The following is a 21811-nucleotide window of genomic DNA, read 5'->3' on the forward strand; positions in this document are numbered from 1 at the left end:
GGGCTGCCTCTTATTCTGTAGTACATTTTTGTGTTATTTCAAATATCCGCTTGGATTAACTGCTACCTCATTTTTCCGCACTTCAAAATGAAGATGCGGTCCCGTAGCTGTTCCAGTCATACCTACTTCAGCGATTTGTTTTCCTTTTTTAACAGAATCGCCCTCACTGACTAACAATCCGCCTTGACGAATATGAGCGTAAAGCGTCCATAAACCATTTCCATGGTCTATAATAATTGAATTTCCATATCCTCCATTGAATCCCGAAACGATAACTAGGCCATCAGCGGCAGCGTAAATAGCTGTACCAGATGGTGCACCAAAGTCAATACCGGTATGTGTATGCCTCTTCCCCGATATCGGGTGAATACGAGTACCGAAGCTGGAGGTGACACGGGCATTTCCACCAATTGGCATCCCTAGCTTGCCGCCTTTATACGGATTTTTGATCCGATTTTTCTCAGCACTCAGTTTGGATACTTTCTTTGCTAGTGCAATAAGTACCGCCTCTTGCTCTTCGCTGATTTCGCTCAATTGAGTGATTGTCTCGTCTAGTTCTTCTAGATTTTTGGTATAGCTTGCAATCAATACTTCTTTCTCTGATTCTTTCTTCACCAAATCGTTCTGTTGCAGTACAAGCTCATCACGCAATGTTCTCAGTTCTGCATATTGTTTTTCCGTCTGAACCTTTTTCTTGGCAACGAGTTCTTTATCCTTCTTATGCGATGCAAGAATGTCTCGATCAGCATTCAATATCGTTTGAAGTGCGTCAAATCGATCTAAAAAATCAGTAAAGCTTGTTGCACTAAGCAAAACTTCCATATACGAAACAAATCCATTTGTGTACATTAAACGCATACGTGATTTAAGAAGCTCATCCCGCTCAACAACTCTTTTTTCTGCTTGATCGAGTTCGATTCCGGTTTTTTTGAGTTCCTCTTCTTTTGCATCCATTTCAGCTTGCTTTTTCTCTTTTTTGAGCGAAACACTATTTATTTCATCCAATAATTTCACGAGGCTATTTTGAAGATCCTCTTTTTTTATCGACACATCTTCTTTTTTGTACGCTACTGATCTTGCTTGCTTCTCTGCACTTGCGGCTTTCCGTTCCGCATCTCTTATTTGCTTTTTGGCAGCAGCAATATCTTTCTCAATCTGTGATAAAGAAGAAGCCTCACTGCCAGTCGGCTGGATAACGAAGACGGATAACATAGCTATCGCAATAATGAATGCACATATTTTTCTCATTAAAATCGTTCACCTACACTTTCAAATACTTACGTACCGAAATTGTACTGCCCCAAATGCCGATCACTGTGCCTATAGCCATAATCAACAAACCAGCTGTAAAACCTACTTCCTTCATCGGAACTAGTTTTATTAGCATCAACGATAAGTTTAGTTGAGTTAGCTTGATAATTTGAGCATAACTAGCCAGCACAGCAATAGTTGTAAGAAGCGAGCTGATCAAACCGATCAAAGCTCCTTCAATAAAGAATGGCCAACGAATAAATGCATTTGTTGCACCAACTAGCTTCATAATGCCGATTTCTCTGCGTCTTGCGATAATCGTCATTTTAATCGTGTTCGAAATGAGGAACATTGCAGTTACAGCTAGTCCGATTACGACAACAAAACCGATGTTGCGTACTGCATTCGTAATTTTAAATAACGTTTCTACTGCACCTTGACCATATTTCACTTTGAAAATAGGGTTCGTGCCGTCTGCCTTATTAATGGCTTCGATTTGTGTCGCTACATCCGGAACGGTTTGAGGGTCATATACTTCAACCGTATAAGAGAATGGCAATGGATTGTTTTCGTTAGAATAGCCCTCAAGCCAAAATCCATTTTCTTCGCCCATCGATTCGCCTAGAAGTTTAAGTCCTTCTTCCTTAGTGACGAATGTGACTTTGCTTACTTCCGTAATGTTGCCAATTTTGTTCTGCAGCTCTACTGCCTTTTCTTGCTTTACATCCGTTTCCAAATAAACGCGAATCTGCACCTTACTCTCAATCTGATCCGCCATCGAGTTAACATTCATCGCAAGTAAAACAAAGACTCCCAAAATAAATAATGAAATAAAAATAGAACTCATGGATGCAAAAGACATCCATCCATTTCGAATAATGTTTTTGGCGCCTTCACGCATGTGACGGAGTAACGTACTAAACTTCATAACCGTACTCCCCTCTTGCCTCGTCACGCGCAATAACACCGCTCTCGATAGCGATAACACGTTTACGCATCGAGTTTACAATATCTCTATTGTGGGTAGCCATTACGATTGTCGAACCGCGGAGGTTAATTTCCTCAAGCAAATTCATAATGCCTTGTGACGTCTCTGGATCTAAGTTTCCTGTTGGTTCGTCAGCAACAATGACCGACGGATTATTCACTATTGCCCGGGCAATCGACACCCTTTGCTGCTCACCGCCAGATAACTGAGAAGGCAAGCTGTTGTACTTATGCTTTAAACCGACAAGCTCCAACACTTCCATCGTGCGTTTCTTAATGATTCTCTTCGGTGCTTCAATAACTTCCATTGCAAATGCGACATTTTCATAGACAGTAAGCTTAGGTAGTAGTCTGAAATCTTGAAAGATTACCCCAATGTTTCTTCTCACGTATGGGATCTTGCGTGGCTTCAGCTTTCCAATATTAAAGCCGTTTACCGATAGTTGTCCTTTGGTGGGAATCTCTTCTCGGTAGATTAGCTTCATAAAAGTCGATTTCCCTGCGCCCGAAGGACCGACGATGTAAACAAATTCGTTTCGATCTATGCGTACCGAAACGCCACGAAGTGCATGTGTACCATCGGCGTAAGTTTTCCAAATATCGTGCATTTCGATCACGTTATCACATCCTGTATGTAGTCAATTCTAGTATTTCGACAGCTTGTGGCTAAATCCTTCAACAGAGCCGCCGTTTCTTGTTTTTTCACAATTCTCATTATCGCTGCTCGTGTCGATTTTTCTTCATTTCAGCCAATGGCAATATCGATAATGCACCCGCATATATATGTAAAACTGTCTATTTATACAGGAAGGGTGTTCATCGTAATGAAGAAGCTGCGTATTACCATCGCCATTATTGTTTCTGTATTGATACTGCTTGTCGCCATTGGTCTGACCCTACTATGGAGATATGCTTACCAAGACGTTGTACCCGATGGAGTCAAAGCAGGAGCAATTCTACTCGGAGGAATGCAAATAGATCAATCTATCGACCTACTTAGCAACTATGAACAAGAATTACTCGCTAGGCAAATTACTGTAACAGCTAGTGAGGTTGCAAAAGATAGTAAGAGTTGGATCGCTGATGAGCTCGGCTATCGAGCCCAGTTCGCGGGTGCTAAGGAAACATTACTGAAGCTGCGAGAAGGAAGTGTATGGGATCGCATTCGTTTTCGCTACGAGTTCCCGAAGAGCTTTGCTCTTACACAACAGTGGGATCGTCAAACATTAGATCACGCACTGCGCAAGCAGTGGAGTTGGATCGAGAAGAACGAACCACAAAATGCTACACGTACTATAACAAACAACGACGAAGTCCAATATGAGGCGCATATTGATGCGTATCGATTGAATATTCCCGAGCTAATTCAAAAAGTTAATGACTGGCTCATTGTCCGTGATGAGAACATCGGTCGCCAATTAACAAATAGGGAAACAGTATTTCGAGCTGAATTACCCATTAAATTGGTACAGCCAGACATTACACTTACGAAGCTTAAAAATGAAGGCATCGATCGAAAAATAATGTCCTTTAGCACCTCTTTCACTACAAGTGCAGAGGGTAGAGCACATAATATATCCGTTACAGCACAGACGTTGCATGACTCGTATCTAAAGCCTGGTGAGACGTTCTCCTACAGTAAACTCATTGCAAAAACAGAAAAGAATCATACGTATAAGGAGGCTCCCGTTATTTTGAATGGACGGCTCGTTCCAGGAATAGGTGGTGGGATATGCCAAGTGTCTAGTACATTGTATCAAGCTGTGCTGCGATCTGGGCTTGAAATTGTCGAACGTCGCAACCATTCTCTGCCTGTCGCTTACCTTCCTGTTGGTCTTGATGCCACATACGCCACTGATGCAATCGACTTCAAATTCAGCAACAACACAGGCAAGACACTCCTTATTCGCACCGAGGTGAAGGATCGCCACTTGACCATAAAACTGTTCGGGACAAAGCCTGCTAATGAGCATTATGAAATAGAAGCAATTACGCTTGAGACGATACTTCCCAAATCGCAGCAGATCGTTAATCCGCAACTTCCAGTAGGTAAAAGTGTCGTCGCAGAAACAGGCAAATCAGGTTATATCGTGGAAACGTATCGTTCGCTCATTCGTGATGGCGTTACAGTATCACGCGAACGGGTCTCCAAAGATACCTACAAGGCGCAGCCAACAATCATTGAAGTCGGACCAAACTCGCTTAAAGCCACTCCTCCTCCTGCTACCCAAACACCAGTTGACGATTTGGTAGAAGACGGAGTTTAACGTTAGCTCGTTAAACAATACCTTTGTCCCAATAGATAGCGGGATTGAAAGCTAAAAAAGCCACGTGCGAATGACCCATATAGGGTACATTTACACTTGGCTTTCCTATTTTGCATCTATTTCGCTCCAGCAGAGACTTCAAGCGCCTTCTGCCTTCCCGAACAATCTGAAGTGCAGAGAGTAACTTAAGTTCCCTTACTAAAAATAATTTATCTGCTGCGTCCCATATATTCCACTACCCATGCAGACGTTTCTGCTAATGCAGCATCAGCTCTAGCAATCGCACCTTCTACTTGTTCTTTAGCTGTGCCTCCATATACGTTACGTGCATTTACAACCTGTTCAGGTTGAAGCACTGCATAAATACGATCGTCGAACAAGCTCGAGAATTGCTTAAATTCCTCCATCGTTAGATCGAGTAAAAATTTGTTCTGCTCGATACAATAAAGAACAGTCTTGCCAATCACTTCGTGAGCTTGGCGGAAAGGCAGTCCCTTGCCAACAAGGAAATCAGCAATATCTGTTGCATTGGAGAAATCTTTATTGACCGCTTGGCGCATCTGCTCCTTGTTAACCTTCATCGTTGCGATCATCGGCGCAAACAATTGTAGAGCTCCTTGCAGTGTCTTCACGGTATCGAACATACCTTCTTTATCCTCTTGCATATCCTTGTTGTAGGCTAGCGGCAATGACTTAAGCACTGTCAGCAAACCAACTAAGTTACCATATACTCGTCCCGTTTTGCCCCGAACAAGCTCTGGTACGTCTGGATTTTTTTTCTGCGGCATAATACTGCTGCCTGTACAGAATGCATCATCCAGCTCAACAAAGCGGAACTCCGTGCTTGACCACAAAATAAGCTCTTCACTAAGGCGTGAAAGATGCATCATAATGATGGATGCGTGCGATAGAAACTCCAAAATAAAATCACGATCACTAACTGCATCAAGGCTGTTCTCGTAAACACGATCGAACTTCAGCTCTTTTGCCACGAAGTGACGATCAATTGGAAATGTTGTTCCCGCTAATGCACCTGCACCAAGCGGAAGTACATTAATCCGTTTATAGCTATCTTGAAGACGCTCAATATCACGACCAAACATCGATACATACGCCATCAAATGATGAGCAAACAAAATCGGCTGTGCACGTTGAAGATGCGTGTAACCAGGCACAATAGTGTCGATGTTCGCTTTTGCCTGCTCAACAAGAGCCGATTGAAGCTTATACAACATATCCACAAATTCCACAACACGTTTGCGTAGCCACAAATGCATATCTGTCGCCACTTGATCGTTGCGGCTACGTCCTGTATGTAACTTACCGCCAACTGTTCCAACATCATCGATCAGTGTTTTTTCGATATTCATATGAATGTCCTCGTCACCAATGGTGAACTCGATGTCATCGCGTTTGATACGCTGAAGCACACGATGAAGGCCGTCTTTAATTTTCTCCACATCATCCGCAGGCAATATCCCTTGCTTGCCTAACATCGTTACATGCGCAAGACTACCTTGAACATCTTCCTCAGCAAGCTCTTTGTCGAACATTATCGATGCTGTATATTCCTCAACCAACTGATCCGTCTTTTTTGTAAAGCGACCGCCCCATAGTTTACTCATCGTAATCCAGCACTCCCTTCCGGATGCAAGGGAACGGAAGCCCTTCCGCATGAGCGGTGCGAGCTTCCGTCCTTATCCGGTTATTAGTTTTTACTTTGCTCTACGCCAGAGGACACTTTTAGTCTTAATGCGTTCAGACGAATAAAGCCTGTTGCATCACCTTGATCATACGCTTGCGATGGATCTGCTTCCATCGTAGCGATATCTGGATTATACAAGCTCACAGGGCTTTGTACACCAGCTCCGATAACATTACCTTTGTAAAGCTTCAAACGAACAACACCTGTTACATTTTTCTGCGATTCAGTAACGAGCGCTTGCAACGCCAGACGCTCTGGTGCAAACCAGAAGCCGTTATATACAAGCTGGCTATACTTCGAAATTAGTGAATCACGAAGATGCATCACTTCACGATCCATCGTGAGAGATTCCATCTTGCGATGTGCGGTGAATAGGATCGTTCCGCCCGGAGTTTCGTACACGCCGCGGCTCTTCATCCCAACAAAACGGTTCTCTACCATATCGACACGTCCGATGCCATGTTTGCCGCCCAAATCGTTCAGACGCTCCATGACTCCCAGCGGGCTAAGTGATTCGCCGTTGACAGCTGTGCAATCGCCTTGCTCGAACGTTAGCTCTACATATTCTGATTGATCTGGCGCACGCTCAGGCGATACGCTCAGCACGTACATTTCTTCATTTTCTTCCGCACTTGGGTCGAACCAAGGGTCCTCAAGCATGCCACTTTCGAAGCTGATATGCAGCAAGTTGCGATCTGTAGAATAAGGTTTAGCCGCAGATGCTGTAACTGGAATGCCATGCTTCTCAGCATAAGCAATCATTTCTGCGCGGCCTGGGAACTGCTCACGGAATGCTTCAAGACGCCACGGAGCGATAACACCGATTTCTGGCGCAAGTGCTGCTGCAGTCAATTCAAAACGAACCTGGTCATTACCTTTACCCGTAGCGCCATGTGCGATTGCTGTTGCACCTTCTGCACGAGCAATATCGACCATGCGCTTAGCAATTAGAGGTCGTGCGATGGAAGTCCCAAGGAGGTATTGTCCTTCATACATCGTACCTGCTTGGAACATAGGATAAATAAAATCTTTCGCGAACTCGTCGCGTAGATCGTCGATATAGACTTTGGAGGCTCCAGTAGCAAGTGCCTTCGCTTCAAGTCCGTCAAGCTCATCCTTCTGACCGATATCTGCCGTAAATGCAATAATTTCAGCATCATACGTTTCTTTCAACCATTTCAAAATAACCGATGTATCCAAGCCGCCCGAATAGGCTAGCACGATTTTTTCCTTAGCCATAGTCTTCTCTTACTCCCCTTCAAATAAATAATGTACGTTGTAAATTAGGACATGATTGCTGCCATAATCGCTTTCTGCGCATGCAGGCGGTTCTCAGCCTGGTCGAAAATAATAGAATGTGCGCCGTCGATGACGCTTTCGCTAACTTCTTCGCCACGATGTGCCGGAAGACAATGCATAAATTGAAAATCCTTTTTCGCATATTTCACAAGGTCGTCATTCACTTGGAAGTTGGCAAAAGCAACTTCGCGTTCCTTCTGCTCTGCTTCCTGTCCCATACTTGCCCATACATCCGTATAAATAATGTCCGCATCAGCGATAGCTTCTTTCGGATCATGAGTAACTACGAGACGTGAGCCCGTTTCAGCTGCATTCGCCTTCGTCTGCACGATAATATCGGAATCGGGTTCATATCCTTCTGGAGTCGCAATGGACATATGCATCCCTAGCTTAGCTGCACCCATCATCAAGGAATGAGCCATGTTATTGCCGTCGCCGATATAAGCCATCTTCAAACCTTCAAGACGCCCCTTATTCTCAACGATTGTTTGGAAGTCCGCAAGCGCTTGGCATGGATGAGACAAGTCAGTCAAGCCGTTAATAACCGGAATCGTTGCACCTCTTGCAAGCTCAACCACTTTGCGGTGTGCGAATGTACGGATCATAATGCCGTCCAAATAACGGGACAATGTCTGCGCCGTATCCCAAATCGACTCTCCGCGGCCGATCTGTAGATCATTGCTGCTTAAGAACAGTCCTTGACCGCCTAGCTGATACATCCCTACTTCAAATGAAACGCGCGTGCGCGTAGATGATTTTTCGAAAATCATACCTAACGTTTTGCCCTTCAAAATATGATGGGTTTCGCCAGCCTTTTGCTTCTTCTTCAAATCAATCGCCAAATTGATTAAATAGTTGATCTCCTCTTTCTTGAAATCAACGAGCATCAGGAAATCGCGACCTTTTAAACTATGGGCAAGCTCTTCATTTACGACCTGCATTCGAATTCCTCCTTCTCTACGGAGCTGTAAGCAACTCCACTAATATCTCTACTGCCTCATCTATTTCTTCATTCGTTACAAGTAAATTCGGTAATAACCGGATAACGTTAGGGCCAGCGGTTATAACAAGCAACCCTCGCTGTTGAGCCGCAGCTACAATATCTCCAATTGGACCATCACATTGAATGCCAACAATTAATCCAAGCCCTCGTATCTCTTGGACTGAGCTTGCTCCAGCAAGCTTCATGCGCAACTGCGATATTAAATAGTCGCCTTGTTCAGCCGCACGTGCTGGCAGCCCTTCGCCTACAATCGTTTCGATTGTAGCTTTCACTACTGCTGTCGCAATCGGCGTACCGCCAAATGTTGAGCCATGGCTGCCGGCTGTAAAGCCTTGGCGAAGTTTCTCCTTCGCTACCATTGCCCCGACAGGAAACCCGCTTCCGAGCCCTTTCGCCAAAGTGAAAATGTCCGGCTCGATTCCGAAATGTTCATAAGCGAACAGCTTGCCTGTACGTCCCATGCCTGTTTGAATTTCATCTATAATAAGAAGAATGCCTTGCTTCTCACAAAGCTCTGCCAATGCTTTCACATATGCCGCATCAGCAGCGTAAATGCCACCTTCAGCTTGCACGAGTTCCAGCATAATAGCTGCTGTTTTATCGCTGACCGCACCCTCTACCACAGAAATATCATTAAGCGGTAACGTCTTAAAGCCTTCAGGCAATGGTGCATAACCTTCCTTCACCTTTGCTTGGCCTGTCGCAGTAAGCGTTGCAAGTGTCCGTCCGTGGAAGGATTGCTCAAATGTTATAATTTCGTATCGACCATTCCCCTGCACCACCTGCTGATAACGACGAGCAAGCTTCATTGCCGCTTCATTCGCCTCTGCTCCCGAGTTACAGAAAAACACAGCGTCTCCGCAGCTATTATCCGTCAATAGCTTAGCCGCATCGGCTTGATTCGGAATGTGAAACAGATTAGATACATGCCAAAGCTCATCTAACTGCTTAACAAGTGCTTCTTTAATCGCCTTAGGCGCATGACCTAAGTTCGTAACAGCAATACCGCTCACGAAGTCCAGATATCGTTTGCCTGCATCATCCCAAAGCCAGCTGCCCTCACCTTTTACAAGCGTTATAGGAAACCGTGCATAGGTAGGAAGCAACGCTTCTGAAGCTGCTGCCGCAATCGTCTCGCTCATCCTTAGATCACCCGTCCTTCTTTCGATTGTACGATGCTTGTGCCGACTCCGCCTTCACGCACCGCCCGTGTAAGCACGCCTGCTTCTTGACCACTTACAATAACAACCTCACGCACACGACCTTGAATACACTGAATTGCCGCACGCACCTTCGGAATCATGCCGCCATAAATTTCCCCACTAGCAATCATCACTTCGATCTCTGCTACCGTTACGGTAGCAAGTACTTGCTTCTCACCATTCACCGTCTTCAAAATACCAGGAACATCCGTCACAACAATCATCCGATCTACGCCTAGATGGGATGCTACCGCTCCTGCTGCTGTATCTGCGTTAATGTTGTAACGTTGACCCATTCCGTCAATACCGATAGGAGCGATAACTGGAATATAGCCCATTCCCATAACTCCCTCAATAATAGCGGCATTTATGTCCGTTACGTCGCCTACGAACCCGATCTCCGATGCATTGGATACAGGTCGGGCGCTAATCAGCCCACCATCCACACCCGAAAGACCAAGCGCCTGCGCACCATTTATGCCAATCTTGCGCACGATCTCTTTATTAATACGACCTGCAAGTACCATCTCAACGACGTCAAGTACATCGTCATTGGTCTTGCGCAAGCCATTCACAAACTCCGTCTCGATACCAAGCTTCGTCAACGTCTCCGATATTGCAGGACCTCCGCCGTGTACGATGACTGGCTTCACACCAGACTGTTGCAGCTCGCGCAACTCATCGAAGAAGCTGTCCGGCAATGCAGCTAGCGTGCTGCCGCCGCATTTCATCACAAAGCGCTGTTCCATTCCGCTCTCAGCTATCGCCATGTCACTCACCTAAGTTCGATAGGCTGCATTAATGCGGACATAGTCATACGTCAAGTCGCAGCCCCAAGCAGTAGCCGCTCCATCTGCCATATGAAGATCAACATGAATGACAACCGTATCGCCCTTCAAGTACTCTAATGCAATTTCCTCGTCAAACTTCACCGGACGAGACTGTTCAAGCGTCATAATATCGCCAAGCCGAATATCGACTGTATCTGGATTAACAGGCTGACCAGCCCGACCTACCGCAGCGATGATGCGACCCCAGTTCGCATCAGCACCGAATACTGCTGACTTCACAAGTGAAGATCCGATGACTGTCTTCGCAATCGCTTGAGCTGAATCATCGCTCACTGCTCCGCGAACTTGTACTTCCACAAGCTTAGTAGCACCTTCCCCATCTCTAGCAATTGCTTTCGCGAGCACTTCACAGACGAATCTAAGTGCTCCAGCGAATGCCTGCCAGCCCTCATGCCCTGCCGTCAGCTCCTCATTACCAGCCAAACCGCTCGCCATCGCAACAAGCATATCGTTCGTACTTGTATCGCCATCTACCGTAATCATATTAAACGTCGTATCCGTTGCCGCACGAAGCAAAGTTTGCAGTGACTCACTGCCGATATTTGCATCTGTCGTAACGAAACCTAACATTGTAGCCATATTTGGATGAATCATACCCGAACCTTTGGCTGCACCTGCCACATAAACACGTTTACCATTCAGCTCCAGCTCCACACATACCATCTTCTGAACTAAATCAGTCGTTAGAATAGCTTGGCAGAACCCTTCTGCACCTTCTATTCCTCCATCAAGTGTCAAAGGCAAGCCATCAATCCCGCTCCTCACCTTATCCATCTTCAAGTTTTCACCAATAACGCCAGTCGAAGCTACTGCAACATGATCTGCAGATACGCCAATCGCTTCTGCAAAGCGCGCACGCATTTCATAGGCATCCGCATCGCCTTGCTTACCTGTGCAAGCATTGGCATTACCACTGTTGACAAGTACTGCACGCAATACTCCGCCAGCAGCAATACTTTCTTTCGTTACTTGCAGAGGAGCTGCTTGGAACACATTTGTTGTATATACACCTGCTGCTGTAGCAGGTACTTCACATAAAATAGCGCCAAGATCATACCGCGTCGTTTTTTTGAGCCCGCAGTGCAAGCCCCCAGCTTTAAATCCTTGTGGTGTTGTTATCGAGCCGTCTGCAACGACCGAGAACAGAGAAGTATTGTAATTCTGCCCCATCGTGAATCGTTTCCCCTTCTATTAAACAAATATAATTACGGATAGACAGGAACAAATTGCAAGCCAGACGTTTCGTCCCAACCCATCATAAGATTTAAATTTTGAATCGCTTGACCCGCAGCACCTTTTACAAGGTTGTCGATAACAGATACAATCGTTACCCGATTCGTACGTTTATCAACAGAAAAGCCGATATCGCAATAGTTAGAGCCCCATACTTCTTTTGTCGCAGGCAATTGGCCTTCTGGACGAACACGGACAAAACGTCGTCCCTCGTAAAAACTTTTATATAAATCTATGAAATCATTAGTAGAGCGTTCACCTTCGATACGAGCATACATCGTAGACATAATACCTCGTGTCATCGGCACTAAATGGGTTGTAAATGTTGTTATAACAGGTGTGCCAGCTGCATCGGACAATACCATCTCAATTTCAGGAATATGCTGATGCTGATTCACCTTATACGCTTTGAAGTTTTCATTCAGTTCAGAGTAATGGGTACCAAGAGACGCTCCTCTTCCTGCACCAGATACACCTGTTTTGGAGTCGATAATAATTGTAGACGGATCAATCCAACCTGCTTTCACTGCTGGTACTAAACCAAGCAATGTCGCTGTCGGATAACAGCCCGGATTAGAAACAAAATCAACATCACGAACGTTGTCGCCATAAATTTCAGCAAGACCAAAAACAGCCTTTTCCAAATATTCAGACTCTGCCGCTGGTCTCTTATACCACTCTTCATAGAGCTCGGGTGATTTCAATCGGAAGTCCCCTGACAAATCGATCACTTTCAAACCCGCTTTGAGATACTCTGGTGCTAACTTTGATGCAACACCAGCAGGCGTCGCTAGAAACACGACATCTGCCTTCGATTTAATTAACGTCGGATCAACATCGTCCAGCAATTGCTCTTGAATGCCCAACAGATGGGGATACCCTTCTGTTATTGGTGTTCCTGCGTTCGAAGATGAAATAACAGACGTAACTTCCACAAACGGATGTGAAGCCAAAAGCCTAATCAATTCCACACCACCATAGCCGGTTGAACCGACAATGGCTACTCCAATCTTTGTGCTCATCATTAATCTCCCCTGTCACTAGAAGGCACCAATGGCTGTCGTTAATCGAACTGCCGAAACACCGCAACTGTGAGCATACCCCATGTGAATGCGGCTAACTGTATATGTGCCTACTCTATTTTCACTGCTTTACATATGAATAAATGAAGTATGTAACTACCCTGCAAGCAAAGGGTAAATTTGGATATTACCTACAACTTCCTATTGTACATCAATACTCTGCCCATGAAAATATACAAGTGCACTGTATTATTATACATTCGAGTTAATATTAATACAACGATCTTTTAGCTATATTTTATCGATAATTTGTAAAGATCTCGTCCATTTTTGTTATTTCCATTAGTTCTCTAGCTTAAAGCCTTGTCCTAACACCTCAGCCGTATTACTAATGATGACAAAAGCATGCCCATCGATCGATCGTACGAGCTGTTTCAGCTTAGATACCTCATTCTGCCCTACGACAACCATAAGTACAGTTCTGCCTTCACCTGTATAACCGCCATGACCATCCAATCTCGTTAATCCACGATCTAAATCATGTAAAATTGCTTCGGCAATAGCTTCCGTATGATCACTAATGATAAAAGCAACTTTGGAGAGCTGCAAACCATTTTCCACAAAATCGATCGTCTTGCTCGTAACGAACAAACCTATCAATGCATATAACGAAATTTCTGGCGAGAAGACGAAACCCGCTGCTATAATAACACCACCATCAAAGATCACAATCGCCAAGCTGTAAGGTATACCGGTAAGCCTATGTAATATTTGTGCAGCTAAATCCAGTCCACCCGTAGATCCGCCGCCTCTAAATACAATACCAAGTCCAAGTCCAACTCCAATTCCTCCGTAAATAGCTCCAAGTAATGGGTTATCGGTTGGCACAGGAATATTAGCTGTTAACAAGACAATAAAAGGCAGTAAAATCGTTCCTAACGCTGTTTTTGCCCCAAACTTCTTACCTAACATTATTACTCCGCCAATGAATAAAGGAATGTTGAGTGCCCACTGGGTGATAGCAGGCATGATACCTAGCACCTCATGTATAAGGATGGATATTCCTGACACTCCGCCTGATGCAATGCCGTTCGGCACCATAAACATATTAAAGCTAAGCGCAACAATGACTGAACCAAGCAACACCTGTGCCAAATTCCACATTGCTTTTTTCATCGGATTTTTCGGCTTGATGATGTCCGCGCGTTTAATCTTAACTTCTGACAACCTATCCATCTCCCTTTTCTCAAAAAGAAGAGTTCCACACTTAATAAGTGTCGGAACTCTTCCTCAAAACATTGCGCAACTACATCTTGCACTTATTTTCACTACTTACATTTAAAATACTATCCCTTAGTCATGCCTAATCTGGCTTCTCAGATAACCGTTAATAAAAGCATCTATGTCGCCGTCCATGACAGCACCTACATTGCCCGTCTCAACTGATGTGCGATGATCCTTCACCATACTGTAAGGATGGAACACATAGGAACGAATTTGACTGCCCCATGCGATATCAGACTGGACACCGCGAATTTCGGCAAGCTCCTTCAATTGCTCCTCAATCTTCCGCTCATACAACTTTGATCTGAGCGTCTTCATTGCGCGTTCACGGTTCGCTATCTGTGACCTTTCTTGCTGACATGCAACGATAATGCCCGATGGGATGTGAGTAATTCGAATTGCTGATTCCGTCTTATTGACATGCTGGCCGCCAGCGCCGCTTGCGCGGTACGTGTCGACCTTCAGATCTTCGGAACGAATCTCAATTTCAATATTATCATCAATCTCTGGCAAAACATCACAGGAAGCAAAGGATGTATGACGTCGACCAGCGGAATCAAAAGGTGAAATACGTACTAAACGATGGACACCTTTCTCCGCCTTTAGATAGCCGTAAGCGTTGTAGCCCTTAACGAGTATCGTAACACTCTTAATACCCGCTTCGTCGCCATCCAGATAATCAAGCACTTCGACTTTAAAACCGCGCTTCTCAGCCCACCTCGTATACATACGGTAGAGCATAAGTCCCCAGTCCTGTGACTCCGTTCCGCCAGCGCCAGGATGAAGCTCGACGATGGCATTTAGTCGGTCATAAGGCTGGTTGAGCAGCAGCTGAAGCTCGAAGTCACTAATCTTGCCAAGCAATGTCTTTACGCCGGAAGTAAGTTCTTGTTCAAGTGACTCATCTTCCTCTTCTTCAGCTAGTTCTAACATCATCTGGAGTTCTTCATGATCGTTGTAAAGCCTTTCGTATTGCTCAACGACCGACTTCACTGCATTCAACTCCGAAATAACGCCTTGAGCACGCTCATTGTCATCCCAGAAGTCAGGGTAAGACATCTTTTCTTCAAGATTGGCAATCATCTCTTGCTTAATATCTAAGTCAAAGAGACCCCCTAAGTTCTTGGAGACGCTTCGCCATTTCACGCAAATCCTGTTTCACAGTAACATCTAACATGGCTATCGCTTCACCTCAACCTATTCTTACTTCGTACCGTGGCATTGCTTATATTTTTTGCCGCTGCCGCATGGACAAGGATCATTACGACCTGCGCGATCTTCACGCTTAGCTGGACGCTTCTCTGCAGCTTCACCGCCGCCGCTTGTTGAAGTCGTCTGCCCCTTTACAACCTCTTGACGTTCCAAGTTGCTTTCGACGCGTGCTTTCATAATATATTTGGAAACTTCCTCTTGAATGCTCTCGATCATTTCTTTGAACATCTCGAAGCCTTCGAATTGGTATTCACGAAGAGGATCAGTACCGCCATATGCACGAAGATGAATACCTTGACGCAATTGATCCATCGCATCAATATGATCCATCCACTTGCTGTCTACAGCACGCAGTACAACAACTTTTTCGAATTCACGCATCGTCTCTTCGCCAAGCTGTTCTTCACGCTCATCGTAGAATGCAGTAATCTTGCCAAGAAGGAACTCATTGATTTCTTCCTTCTCTTTGCCCCATATATCTTCCTTCTTGAGAGAACCTTCCTCAAGGAACGTCGCATGAACATAGTCCACAACTGCCTGTAGATCCCACTCTTCCGGAATATCCTCGGAGCAGTGTGCATCCACAATACGATCCAGAACAGGCTTGATCATCTCCATGACTTCATTACGAATATCAGCGGATTCTAGAACTGCGCGGCGTTGTTTATAAATAACTTCACGCTGCTGATTCATAACGTCATCATATTGAAGAACGACTTTCCGTGTATCGAAGTTGCTTCCCTCAACACGTTTCTGAGCAGACTCAACAGCTCTGGAAATCATACGGCTTTCGATCGGTTGATCTTCATCAAGACCAAGACGATCCATCATCGCCATAATATTATCAGCACCAAAACGGCGCATTAGCTCATCCTCAAGTGATAGATAGAATTGTGATGAACCAGGGTCACCTTGACGTCCGGCACGACCACGCAACTGATTATCGATACGACGGCTCTCATGACGCTCTGTACCAATAATGTGCAGACCGCCAATTCCTGGAACTTCCTCACCTAACAAGATATCCGTACCACGACCAGCCATATTCGTCGCAATCGTTACTGATCCATATTGACCAGCACGAGAAATAATTTCAGCTTCTTCGGCATGGAATTTTGCATTCAATACTTTATGAGCAATGCCGCGACGCTTCAGCATGTCAGCAAGCTTCTCCGAATTTTCGATGGAGATTGTACCAACGAGTACCGGCTGATTGTCAGCATGGCGTCTCACAATCTCTTCTACTACAGCCTTGAATTTTCCGTTCTCACTCTTGTACACAACATCCGGCATATCCTTACGAATCAAAAGGCGGTTCGTCGGAATTTGGATTACATCTAGTCCGTAAATACGGCGGAACTCTTCTTCCTCTGTCTTAGCTGTACCTGTCATACCAGACAGCTTGCGATACATACGGAAGTAGTTCTGGAACGTAATGGTTGCAAGCGTCATGCTCTCATTCTGAACCTTAAGTTGTTCCTTCGCTTCAATCGCTTGGTGCAAGCCATCGCTATAACGACGACCAGACATAAGACGACCGGTAAATTCATCAACAATAACAACTTCGTCTTCTTCCACGACGTAGTCGACATCACGCTTCATAATAAAGATAGCTTTCAGTGCTTGTTGAATATGATGATTAATCAGCACGTTGGCATGATCAAATAAATTTTCTATACCGAAGGCACGTTCAGCCTTCTCTACACCTGATTCAGTCAAAATAACACTACGGAGCTTGATATCGATTGTAAAGTCTTCAACATCCTTCAATCGGCTCACAAAGCGATCAGCTGCATGATACATCTCTGTCGACTTTGCTGCTTGTCCAGAAATGATAAGTGGTGTACGCGCTTCGTCGACTAGAATGGAGTCAACCTCATCTATAATTGCGTAATAAAGCGGACGTTGTACCATCTGCTCTTTATAAAGCACCATGTTGTCACGCAAATAATCGAAGCCGAACTCATTGTTCGTGCCATACGTAATATCGCAGGCATAAGCTTCTTGCTTCTCTGAATGAGACAAGCCATGCAAGTTACAGCCTACTGTCATACCAAGGAAATTGTACAGTTGACCCATAATCTCGCTATCCCGTTCAGCTAGATAGTTATTGACTGTTATTACGTGTACGCCCTTACCAAGAAGAGCATTTAAATAAACAGATAATGTAGCAACAAGCGTCTTACCTTCACCTGTCTTCATCTCTGATATCTTACCTTCATGAAGAACCATACCACCAAGCAATTGTACATCAAAGTGTCTCATGCCAAGCGTACGTTTCGATGCTTCACGTACCGTTGCAAATGCTTCCGGAAGTAATGAAATTAGTTCTTCGCCTTTTTCTATGCGAGCTTTAAACTCATCTGTTTTAGCGCGTAGTTGGTCGTCAGACAATGCTGTAAACTTGGACTCCATGCTATTAATTTCTTCTACCGTGCGCGTGAGCCTTTTAACTTCGCGCTCATTCGCGTCTCCGAATATTTTTTTTACCAGTCCGAGCATGGTATTCCCCTCTTTCGGTAATAGGTCTATTTGTTTTAAATTGTAACAGTTTGTAGAGTCTGTCGCAATGTATGTCCATCAGGGGAAAAGAAAAGCCCCCCTCCACAATAATGGAGGCAGGCTGCTATACTCGTATGTTTCTTCCATAATGTATACTAGTTTTGTTCGATTAACCCGTATTTCCCGTCGCTGCGCTTATATACGACGTTTACTTCCTTATTATCTACATTAGCGAATACGAAGAAATTATGACCAACAAGATTCATCTGCAAAATTGCTTCCTCTACATCCATCGGCTTCAGCGTGAACCGCTTCGTCCGAACGAGCTCAAGTTCATCTTCCTCCTCAAGCAAGCCTACTGCGGAGCCTGTTTCACGGAACAAGGCTTTCACTCCGCTGCCCTGTCTGAATTTACGATTCACTTTTGTTTTATGTTTACGAATTTGTCTTTCCAGCTTATCCACCACTAGGTCAATGGATGCGTACATGTCGCCGCTTTTCTCTTCTGCTCTGAGTAAAACACCAACGAGCGGGATCGTCACCTCTACCGTATGCTGCCCTTTCGTAACGGATAGAGTAATATTAATTTCGGAGGCGACTGGTACTTCAAAATATTTTTCCAATCGGCTGAGCTTCTTTTCGACGTAGTCTCTCAATGCATCTGTTACCTGAAAGTGTTGACCTCGAATGTTGTAAATCATGGGGCACTCCTCCTTTACATGCTCTTATTATAGCATATGCAGGAGCCCAGATCAAAATAGTTTTTTATTTATTTAGAATTTTCAGATAAATAGTTCAAGTAGTTGATATCTTTAGCAGGGGAATTCCAGATTCGTAATAAATTTCATAACTTGCTCGCTTAGTAATCAATTTATTCTGTTGATAGAGATCTTTGGTCTCATTTATCAAATTAAACTGACTTAGTGAATAATCTAACATGTTCAAGAAGTCAGCATCTAGTCCATGATAGGTTGATTTGAATAATGAACCATCAACATCCTCATTTGTAACCAAATGAAAATAACTATTATTTAATGATTGAACGAAGGATTTCTTTTCCTCATATGGTACTAAGGAATCAGACACGCCTTGATAAGTAATGATCTGTGCTTTATTATCCACTTGTTTATACAAATACGGTAAGTTTAATATTTCATGATCCAAATCAAGCTTTTTCACCAGATAATCAAAAGTTACGTCAATCTCTAAATTATTCATTTCAGCAATCAGAACTCGATTTCCTTTTAAATACTGAGGAAACATCCATCCAGAATTATCAATGACAAGATCGAAAACTCCTGGAATAAGGGAATTACATAGTAAACTTAGATATGCTCCTTGTGAATGACCATAAACAATAATTTTATTTCTATTAAAGTTAAGATCATTATCCTTTAAAATGTTGATAACATAATATAATGCAGTTATATTATCTAGTGCTTGCATTAAACCCATCTCACAAAAATCGTCTAGCGATTCATTTGGCTTAAATTTTGCAGGAATGCTAGCAATACCACGGTTCTGGCTAATTTCTATCATTTTGGCCCATTTATCATGCGCTTGTGAAATCTCAACAATATCTTCTTTAGAAAATTGTTTGTTTAAGAATTCGCTACTTATAGTTATTGGTTCGATTGATTTTGACTGCATATGGGATTCCCCAAAATAATCACACTGAATTACAACTAGATTATGCTTATCACTACATACATCTCTCATTTTTTTGTATACTTTTGAATCTGTGCTCGCACCAAATCCTGCGATTAATAGTAATATTCCCGTATCATCATTCACCCCATTGTCTGGCTCTGAAAAATAAAATGAAAGATCTCTTTGGCTGAAATTATTATGTATATTCGGATGAGCAGACCATTTTAATTCATACTGTTTAGACATATTAACCCTCGCTTCATCTAGTTGACTACAAATAAAGAAAAAGCCCCGGATGTCCGGAGCTCAGTAATAGACACTGTCAATTGTACCATCTATAAGGTGGCTGATGATAGCCGGATGATTACAGTTTGACTACGTTTGCAGCTTGTGGACCGCGTGCGCCTTCTACAATGTCGAACTCAACCGATTGACCTTCTTCAAGAGTCTTGAAGCCTTCGGATTGAATTGCGGAGAAGTGAACAAATACGTCGCCGCCTTGCTCAGTTTCAATAAATCCATAACCCTTTTCTGCGTTAAACCATTTTACTTTACCTTGCATGTGCAAACATTCCCTTCATCTTCAAATGCTGTGAGGCGTCATTTAAGTGTGACCCACAATTTGACTATAACACCTCATTAATGGAATTGTCAAACAATTTATTGTAAGCGAATTCATTGTTGCTATTACTGGGATTAGCCCCCTCTACAACTGACTAAACCCCGTATCTCCCTCCCTTTTTTTATATATAAAAAAAGGGAATAGAATCCCAAATTCAATAGAAGGTGAATTTATTATTTGCCCAGCAACTCTTAGCGCTTTTGTCTGTGCTGATTCCATCCCCCTCTTATTTCAATATATTCAGAGGGGACATCTTAGCTCTCCTTTCTTACTGTACGACCAACTGTTCTCGCCACCACTCAATTGTTTCGCTAAGCCCTTCTTTCATAGAATAAGTTGGCTTCCACCCTACAATGTTAGTTAATCTACTCGTATCCGCCACGATCATCGGCGGCTCGCTTTGAGGAGATGGAATGGCATTTAGCTTAATTAGCTCCGTTTCCCCCATAAGGCAACCTACTTCATTGACGAGATCCTTTAAGAGATACGGTATACCTGATGCAACATTGACTGGCCCAGTTATGTCGGACTCCACTAACGCAACAAGAGCAGATGCAACATCTTTTACATACAAATAATCGCGTATTTGGTTACCATGAGAGCAATTTGCTGTCTTGCCCAACATTAATGACTGAATGACTGAAGGTACGAGGCGTAAGGGGTGTTCATTAGGTCCATACATATAAAATAACCTCGCCCAAGAGGTAGAAAAACATTTTTTTTGATTGTAGGCGCTCAGCAATTGCTGCAACGTATTTTTACATGAACCATACATCGTCGTAAACGATAACGCTGTTTCATCTTCGTGACAAAGCTCAGCAGTAAAGTTATATTCTGCACATGTACCTACACCAACAAAACGCCGACCTCCTGCCGCTTTAAAAGCGTCTATTAAAGATAAAGTAGCTCTTACCCATTGAACATTCGACGTTGAGTGCCAATATAGCCCCGGCGTAGTATCCCATGCTAGATGTAATAAGTGAGTTGGAGCCTCAAGTTCTTTAAATAAATCTGAAACTTCCTTTTCATCCAGCAAATCAACCTCATGCCAACTAATCCGCTCATCATTTTTTTTATCCCCAATATGGGTCGTCAGGGCATATACCACATGCTCTGAATGCTTTAACAACTCAATAACATGTTTGCCTACAAATCCATTAGCACCAGTAACAATAATTTTCTTCATGCCTCATACCTGCCGTATCCCAGATCTTTATCTGATATAATTCTACTTTCTTCATAGGGCCATTGTATGTTGAATAATGGATCGTCCCACCTTATACCACGTGAAGAGGCAGGATGAAAGAAGTGCCCCATCTGATAGGACACCTCGGTATGATGGGATAATGTTTGGAAACCATGTGCTAAGCCTTGCGGGATATATAGCATCGTCCCGTTATTTTCCGTAAGCTCCAGGCCAAACCACTCCTTATGAGTAGGAGAATCTACTCTTAAATCAATGACAACATCATAAATGGCTCCCCTTGTGCAGCGTACAAGCTTACTTTCCTCATGGGGATAAGCTTGATAATGCATACCTCGCAAAGTTCCTTTACGTTCATTATAAGAGATGTTGCTTTGAACAAAAGAGGTCTGGAGACCGTATGCAGCAAACTCTTCCGAGCACCAGCTGCGAGCAAAATAACCTCTTTCATCCATAATGGGTTCCAGTTCTACGATAAAACAGCCCTTTAGGTTTGTTTCTATAAACTTCAACGTGT

The 21811-nt window shown here is 43.8% G+C and carries 19 protein-coding genes; 1 reads left to right on the forward strand and 18 read right to left on the reverse strand.

All coding sequences use genetic code 11. From position 1 onward, the window contains the following. Positions 1–33: 33 nt before the first annotated feature. The 3 genes from MFF31_RS06035 to ftsE are packed head-to-tail and all read right to left on the reverse strand — an operon-like array spanning position 34 to position 2855. A complete protein-coding gene (locus MFF31_RS06035; RefSeq protein WP_238187166.1) occupies positions 34–1248 on the reverse strand; it encodes a murein hydrolase activator EnvC family protein in 1215 nt (404 codons plus the stop codon). Positions 1249–1261: 13 nt separating this feature from the next. Next, positions 1262–2179, reverse strand: a complete 918-nt coding sequence (gene ftsX, locus MFF31_RS06040; RefSeq protein WP_238187167.1) for a permease-like cell division protein FtsX — start codon at positions 2177–2179, stop codon at positions 1262–1264. After that, positions 2169–2855, reverse strand: a complete 687-nt coding sequence (gene ftsE / locus MFF31_RS06045) for a cell division ATP-binding protein FtsE (RefSeq protein WP_238187168.1) — start codon at positions 2853–2855, stop codon at positions 2169–2171. Before ftsE ends, ftsX begins: the two co-directional genes overlap by 11 nt. A 207-nt stretch (positions 2856–3062) precedes the next feature. On the opposite strand from ftsE, the gene MFF31_RS06050 reads away from it, so the two are divergent. Continuing rightward, positions 3063–4505 (forward strand): VanW family protein, encoded by a 1443-nt coding sequence (locus tag MFF31_RS06050; RefSeq protein WP_238187169.1) that lies wholly within the window; start codon positions 3063–3065, stop codon positions 4503–4505. Positions 4506–4714: 209 nt separating this feature from the next. Here MFF31_RS06050 and argH read toward each other — a convergent pair whose 3' ends face one another. The 15 genes from argH to rfbC form a co-directional block, all read right to left on the reverse strand. Beyond that, positions 4715–6130 (reverse strand): argininosuccinate lyase, encoded by a 1416-nt coding sequence (argH, locus tag MFF31_RS06055; RefSeq protein WP_238187170.1) that lies wholly within the window; start codon positions 6128–6130, stop codon positions 4715–4717. A gap of 83 nt (positions 6131–6213) precedes the next feature. Continuing rightward, complete coding sequence (locus tag MFF31_RS06060; RefSeq protein WP_238187171.1) at positions 6214–7449, reverse strand: argininosuccinate synthase; 1236 nt, start codon at positions 7447–7449, stop codon at positions 6214–6216. A 44-nt stretch (positions 7450–7493) separates the two neighbouring features. Further along, on the reverse strand, positions 7494–8450 hold the full coding sequence (gene argF, locus MFF31_RS06065; protein ID WP_238187172.1) for an ornithine carbamoyltransferase: 957 nt from the start codon (positions 8448–8450) through the stop codon (positions 7494–7496). Between the two features lie 16 nt (positions 8451–8466). After that, on the reverse strand, positions 8467–9654 hold the full coding sequence (locus MFF31_RS06070) for an acetylornithine transaminase (protein WP_238187173.1): 1188 nt from the start codon (positions 9652–9654) through the stop codon (positions 8467–8469). Between the two features lie 2 nt (positions 9655–9656). Next, positions 9657–10463, reverse strand: coding sequence for an acetylglutamate kinase (argB, locus tag MFF31_RS06075; protein ID WP_238188504.1), 807 nt, complete (start codon positions 10461–10463; stop codon positions 9657–9659). 30 nt (positions 10464–10493) lie between these two features. Then, the gene (argJ, locus tag MFF31_RS06080; protein ID WP_238187174.1) at positions 10494–11735 is read right to left on the reverse strand and encodes a bifunctional ornithine acetyltransferase/N-acetylglutamate synthase; all 1242 of its coding nucleotides are present in this window, start codon (positions 11733–11735) and stop codon (positions 10494–10496) included. A 35-nt stretch (positions 11736–11770) separates the two neighbouring features. Next, entirely contained in the window at positions 11771–12820 is a 1050-nt protein-coding gene (argC, locus tag MFF31_RS06085; protein WP_238188505.1) for an N-acetyl-gamma-glutamyl-phosphate reductase, read from the reverse strand. A 342-nt stretch (positions 12821–13162) separates the two neighbouring features. After that, positions 13163–13996 (reverse strand): YitT family protein, encoded by an 834-nt coding sequence (locus MFF31_RS06090; protein ID WP_238188506.1) that lies wholly within the window; start codon positions 13994–13996, stop codon positions 13163–13165. Positions 13997–14173: 177 nt separating this feature from the next. Next, positions 14174–15281, reverse strand: a protein-coding gene (prfB, locus tag MFF31_RS06095) for a peptide chain release factor 2 (RefSeq protein WP_238187175.1) whose coding sequence is annotated in 2 segments (ribosomal slippage) — positions 14174–15208 and positions 15210–15281 — 1107 coding nt in all. Because the reading frame shifts where the segments join, the coding sequence is not laid out codon by codon here. A gap of 26 nt (positions 15282–15307) precedes the next feature. Then, a complete protein-coding gene (gene secA, locus MFF31_RS06100; RefSeq protein ID WP_238187176.1) occupies positions 15308–17818 on the reverse strand; it encodes a preprotein translocase subunit SecA in 2511 nt (836 codons plus the stop codon). A 155-nt stretch (positions 17819–17973) separates the two neighbouring features. Continuing rightward, positions 17974–18519: a ribosome hibernation-promoting factor, HPF/YfiA family gene (gene hpf, locus MFF31_RS06105; RefSeq protein ID WP_238187177.1), complete on the reverse strand. Its 546-nt coding sequence runs from the start codon at positions 18517–18519 to the stop codon at positions 17974–17976. 94 nt (positions 18520–18613) lie between these two features. Next, complete coding sequence (locus MFF31_RS06110) at positions 18614–19714, reverse strand: DUF2920 family protein (RefSeq protein WP_238187178.1); 1101 nt, start codon at positions 19712–19714, stop codon at positions 18614–18616. 118 nt (positions 19715–19832) lie between these two features. Beyond that, positions 19833–20030, reverse strand: coding sequence for a cold-shock protein (locus MFF31_RS06115; RefSeq protein ID WP_028599014.1), 198 nt, complete (start codon positions 20028–20030; stop codon positions 19833–19835). A 328-nt stretch (positions 20031–20358) separates the two neighbouring features. Continuing rightward, positions 20359–21276, reverse strand: a complete 918-nt coding sequence (locus MFF31_RS06120; protein WP_238187179.1) for an NAD-dependent epimerase/dehydratase family protein — start codon at positions 21274–21276, stop codon at positions 20359–20361. Then, on the reverse strand, positions 21273–21806 hold the full coding sequence (gene rfbC / locus MFF31_RS06125) for a dTDP-4-dehydrorhamnose 3,5-epimerase (protein WP_238187180.1): 534 nt from the start codon (positions 21804–21806) through the stop codon (positions 21273–21275). Before rfbC ends, MFF31_RS06120 begins: the two co-directional genes overlap by 4 nt. Positions 21807–21811: the final 5 nt, after the last annotated feature.

The sequence above is a fragment of the Paenibacillus sp. L3-i20 genome (assembly GCF_022180385.2).
Taxonomy (GTDB): domain Bacteria; phylum Bacillota; class Bacilli; order Paenibacillales; family Paenibacillaceae; genus Pristimantibacillus.

Excerpts from the sequence above, each read along its gene's own strand:
- MFF31_RS06035 (WP_238187166.1), bottom strand. The coding sequence starts at position 1,248 with ATGAGAAAAATATGTGCATTCATTATTGCGATAGCTATGTTATCCGTC.
- ftsX (WP_238187167.1), bottom strand. The coding sequence starts at position 2,179 with ATGAAGTTTAGTACGTTACTCCGTCACATGCGTGAAGGCGCCAAAAAC.
- MFF31_RS06050 (WP_238187169.1), top strand. The coding sequence starts at position 3,063 with ATGAAGAAGCTGCGTATTACCATCGCCATTATTGTTTCTGTATTGATA.
- argH (WP_238187170.1), bottom strand. The coding sequence starts at position 6,130 with ATGAGTAAACTATGGGGCGGTCGCTTTACAAAAAAGACGGATCAGTTG.
- MFF31_RS06060 (WP_238187171.1), bottom strand. The coding sequence starts at position 7,449 with ATGGCTAAGGAAAAAATCGTGCTAGCCTATTCGGGCGGCTTGGATACA.
- argF (WP_238187172.1), bottom strand. The coding sequence starts at position 8,450 with ATGCAGGTCGTAAATGAAGAGCTTGCCCATAGTTTAAAAGGTCGCGAT.
- MFF31_RS06070 (WP_238187173.1), bottom strand. The coding sequence starts at position 9,654 with ATGAGCGAGACGATTGCGGCAGCAGCTTCAGAAGCGTTGCTTCCTACC.
- argB (WP_238188504.1), bottom strand. The coding sequence starts at position 10,463 with ATGGAACAGCGCTTTGTGATGAAATGCGGCGGCAGCACGCTAGCTGCA.
- argJ (WP_238187174.1), bottom strand. The coding sequence starts at position 11,735 with ATGGGGCAGAATTACAATACTTCTCTGTTCTCGGTCGTTGCAGACGGC.
- argC (WP_238188505.1), bottom strand. The coding sequence starts at position 12,820 with ATGAGCACAAAGATTGGAGTAGCCATTGTCGGTTCAACCGGCTATGGT.
- MFF31_RS06090 (WP_238188506.1), bottom strand. The coding sequence starts at position 13,996 with ATGAAAAAAGCAATGTGGAATTTGGCACAGGTGTTGCTTGGTTCAGTC.
- secA (WP_238187176.1), bottom strand. The coding sequence starts at position 17,818 with ATGCTCGGACTGGTAAAAAAAATATTCGGAGACGCGAATGAGCGCGAA.
- hpf (WP_238187177.1), bottom strand. The coding sequence starts at position 18,519 with ATGATTTACAACATTCGAGGTCAACACTTTCAGGTAACAGATGCATTG.
- MFF31_RS06110 (WP_238187178.1), bottom strand. The coding sequence starts at position 19,714 with ATGTCTAAACAGTATGAATTAAAATGGTCTGCTCATCCGAATATACAT.
- MFF31_RS06115 (WP_028599014.1), bottom strand. The coding sequence starts at position 20,030 with ATGCAAGGTAAAGTAAAATGGTTTAACGCAGAAAAGGGTTATGGATTT.
- MFF31_RS06120 (WP_238187179.1), bottom strand. The coding sequence starts at position 21,276 with ATGAAGAAAATTATTGTTACTGGTGCTAATGGATTTGTAGGCAAACAT.